Source organism: Kineococcus siccus (assembly GCF_009906795.1).
GTDB classification, from domain to species: Bacteria; Actinomycetota; Actinomycetes; order Actinomycetales; family Kineococcaceae; genus Kineococcus; species Kineococcus siccus.
This window is the reverse complement of record NZ_JAAALN010000311.1, coordinates 1-3,503: the sequence shown is the minus strand read 5'-3', so window position 1 is coordinate 3,503 and position 3,503 is coordinate 1. Positions and strand designations below refer to the sequence as shown.

Genomic DNA, 3,503 nt, shown 5'->3' with positions numbered 1-3,503 from the left:
CCCTCGCCGCCGACCCGGGCACCCTCCACCTCGTCCTGCACCCGGTCGTCGACGTCGTCGCCGGCCGGGTCGCCGGCTACGAGGCCCTGTCCCGCTTCGACTCCCCGGTCCCCACCGAGGCCTGGTTCGACGCGGCCCGTGCCCTGGGCCGGAGCACCGAGCTCGACCGGCTGGTCCTGGCCGCCGCGCTGCCGCTGCAGGCCGTGCTGCCGCACGGCACCTTCCTCACCGTCAACGCCAGCCCCACGTCGCTGCGCGACCCCGCCGTCCTGGACCTCCTCCTCGCCCACGACCTCTCCGGCGTGATCGTCGAGATCACCGAGCACGCCCACTGCGCCCCCCACGACCTGCTCGGGCCTCTGCAGCAGCTGCGGGCTCGCGGCGCCAAGATCGCCCTGGACGACGTCGGCACCGGCCACTCGGGGTTGCTGCGGATGGCCGTGCTGCGGCCCGAGATGGTCAAGGTCGACCTGCAGCTCGTCCGCGGCGTCGCGGGCGACCTCGTCAAGCGCTCCCTCGTGCAGTTCCTCGGCCAGTGCGCCGCCCGCCTCGACGCCTGGATCGTCGCGGAGGGCGTGGAGACGACCGCCGAGCTCGACACCCTCACCGGCATGGGCGTGCCGCTGGTGCAAGGCTTCCTGCTCGCCCACCCCCAGCCCGGGTTCCAGGCCCTCTCGCCCCGCGCCGCCGCCCTGCTGGCCGCGGCGACCCCGCCGTGCCGCGCAGCGCAGGACCGGCGCCTCGCGGGCGAGCTCACCCGGCGGACGAAGACCGTCCGCACCGCGCACGAGGCGACGGAGATCGCCGCGGCCGACCAGGCCCCGGTCGTCGTGGTCGACCACCGGGACGTGCCGCAGTTCCTCGTCCTGCCCGCCCCCCGGCCGGGCGCGGCCCCGCGCGTCACGCGCGTCGACGTCACCCTCGCGCCCGAGACCGCGGTCGCCGACGTCGCCGAGCGCGCCGTGGCCCGCCCGGCCGCCACCCGCTTCGACCCCGTCGTCTGCACCGACGCCACCGGACGCTACGTGGGCGTCGTGGGCGTCGAGGACGTGCTGCTCGACCTGGCCCGCCACCCGGGCGCCGTCACGGGCCTGGACCTGCGCGCCGCCGCGACCGGGCCGGGCCTGCGGTGAAGGTGTTCCGCTGCGGTGACGTGGTCCCGGGCTGCGAGCGCGACTTCCTCGGCGCCGACCGCGACGACATCGTGCGCCAGGTCGCCGCGCACGCCGCCCTGGACCACGGCCTGCCGAGCGTCGACGACGACCTGGCCCGCCTGGTGGCGGAGAACATCCGCGACGTCTGAGCGGACCCGCCCGCCTCACCCCACCAGGCGCGGGGGGAACCCGCCGGTGGCGATCGGCCCCCAGCGCTCCGGGGTGATCCGCAGGAGGCACTTGCCCTGCCGGACCATCGCCGCGCGGTACTCGTCCCAGGCGGGGTGCTCGCCGGAGATGTTGCGGAAGTAGGTGACGAAGGCGTCCAGCGCCTCCGGCAGGTCCAGCACCTCCGCGGACCCGTCGACCTGCACCCACGCGTCGCCGAACGCGTCGCTGAGGACCAGCACGCTGACCCGCGGGTCACGGCGCACGTTCACGGCCTTGGCGCGCTCGGGGTAGGTCGCCACCACGATCCGCCCGTCGTCGTCCAACCCCGCGGTCACGGGCGACAGCTGCGGGCTGCCGTCGGCGCGGTGGGTCAGGAGGACGACGTCGTGGCGCTCGCGGACGAAGGCGAGGAGCTCCTCGCGCTCGACGCGGCGGTTCGTGGCGGCGGTGGGGGTCATGGCGGGCACGGTAGCGGGGGCCCCGGACACCCTCCGGACACAGCCCCGGACTCAGGCACCGGCCGGGGCGACCGGCCGGGGCGACCGGCGGCCGCACGGGTCCTCGCGGACGGTGCGTGGACGGCGAGTGGACGGGGCGTGAAGATCCCCGGCGCGGCGGGGTGCGCCGCGGGCCCCGGAGGGTGCAGGCTGCCGTCCGCGCCGGGGGCGCACGACGAGGCTCCTCCGGCGAGGCCCCACCCACCGCGACGCCCAGGAGGGCCGGATGGACAGCTCAGCGCTCGGCACGGGGCTCAAGCCCCGCCACATCACCATGATCTCCATCGCCGGCGTCATCGGCGCCGGCCTGTTCGTCGGCTCGTCGAGCGCCATCGCGAAGGCCGGCCCGGCCGTCCTCATCTCCTACGCCCTCGCGGGCTCGCTCGTCGTCCTGGTCATGCGGATGCTCGGCGAGATGGCCACGGCGAGCCCCGACACCGGGTCGTTCTCGACGTACGCCGAGCGCTCCCTCGGGCGGTGGGCCGGGTTCTCGGTCGGCTGGCTGTACTGGTGGTTCTGGGTCCTCGTCATCCCCGTGGAGGCCACCGCCGCGGCGAACATCCTCTCCGACTGGCTGGGAGCTCCGCAGTGGGTGTGGGCGCTGGTCGTCACCCTCGCCCTGACGGCCAGCAACCTGGCCAGCGTCGGCAACTTCGGTGAGTTCGAGTTCTGGTTCGCCACCGTCAAGGTCGTCGCCATCGTCGCCTTCATCGCCATCGGGCTGCTGGCCGTCTTCGGGGCCCTGCCGGGCAGCGACGCGCGCGGCACGCCGGGCCTGTCGGGCCCGGGGGGCTTCCTGCCCAACGGGTTCACCGCGGTCCTCGCCGGGATGCTGATCACGATGTTCTCGTTCATGGGCACCGAGATCGTCACCATCGCCGCGGCCGAGTCGCCCGACCCGGAGAAGGGCGTGCGCCGCGCGGTCAACTCCGTGATCTGGCGCATCGGCCTGTTCTACCTCGGGTCCATCTTCGTGGTCGTGGCGATCGTGCCCTGGAACTCCAGCGAGCTCGCCGAGAACGGCTCCTACCAGACGGTCCTGCAGACCCTCGGCATCCCCGGCGCAGCCACCATCATGGACATCGTCATCCTCACCGCGGTCGCGAGCTGCCTGAACTCCGCGCTGTACACGGCCTCGCGCATGGTGTTCTCCCTCTCGCGCCGCGGCGACGGCCCGGCGTGGCTGAGCCGGGTCTCGCGCCACGGGGTCCCGTGGACCGCGATCCTCGCCTCCACCGCCGTGGGCTTCCTCGCCGTCATCGGCAACTACGCGCTGCCGGACCGCATCTTCGAGCTGCTGCTGGCGACCAGCGGGGCCCTCGCGCTGGTCGTCTACGGGTTCATCGCGCTCAGCCAGGTCTTCACGCGCCGCCGCCTGGACGCCGACGGCACCCAGCCGATGATCCGGATGTGGCTCTTCCCGTGGCTGACGTACGCGACGATCGCCTTCATCGCCGTGGTGCTCCTGCTCATGGTCGTCCTGCCCGGCCAGCGCGTGCAGCTCGCGCTGTCGCTGGTCCTCACCGCGGCCGTCGTCACGGTCGGCGTCGTGCGTTCGCGGCGCCCGCGCCCGGAGGTGCCCGGCGGGGTCGACGCCACCGGCGCGGTGGGACGCGACCGGCGCTGACCCGCGCGGCGGGGTGGTCCTGCGCGCCGCGGGCGCGCAGGATCACCCCATGCC

4 protein-coding genes are annotated in these 3,503 nt (G+C 74.7%); 3 read left to right on the top strand and 1 reads right to left on the bottom strand.

Going from position 1 to position 3,503, the window contains the following annotated elements:
• Positions 1–1,133 (top strand): EAL domain-containing protein (locus tag GTR02_RS23515; protein WP_166609345.1); only part of this gene is annotated, 1,133 nt, incomplete at its 5' end.
• Positions 1,130–1,303 (top strand): DUF1059 domain-containing protein, encoded by a 174-nt coding sequence (locus tag GTR02_RS23510; protein WP_166609344.1) that lies wholly within the window; start codon positions 1,130–1,132, stop codon positions 1,301–1,303. The genes GTR02_RS23515 and GTR02_RS23510, both read left to right, overlap by 4 nt.
• Before the next feature lie 15 nt (positions 1,304–1,318).
• Here the strand turns inward: GTR02_RS23510 and GTR02_RS20580 are convergent, their stop codons facing one another.
• On the bottom strand, positions 1,319–1,783 hold the full coding sequence (locus GTR02_RS20580; protein WP_166609343.1) for a PPOX class F420-dependent oxidoreductase: 465 nt from the start codon (positions 1,781–1,783) through the stop codon (positions 1,319–1,321).
• Between the two features lie 265 nt (positions 1,784–2,048).
• On the opposite strand from GTR02_RS20580, the gene GTR02_RS20575 reads away from it, so the two are divergent.
• Complete coding sequence (locus GTR02_RS20575; RefSeq protein WP_166609342.1) at positions 2,049–3,449, top strand: amino acid permease; 1,401 nt, start codon at positions 2,049–2,051, stop codon at positions 3,447–3,449.
• Positions 3,450–3,503 lie beyond the last annotated feature (54 nt).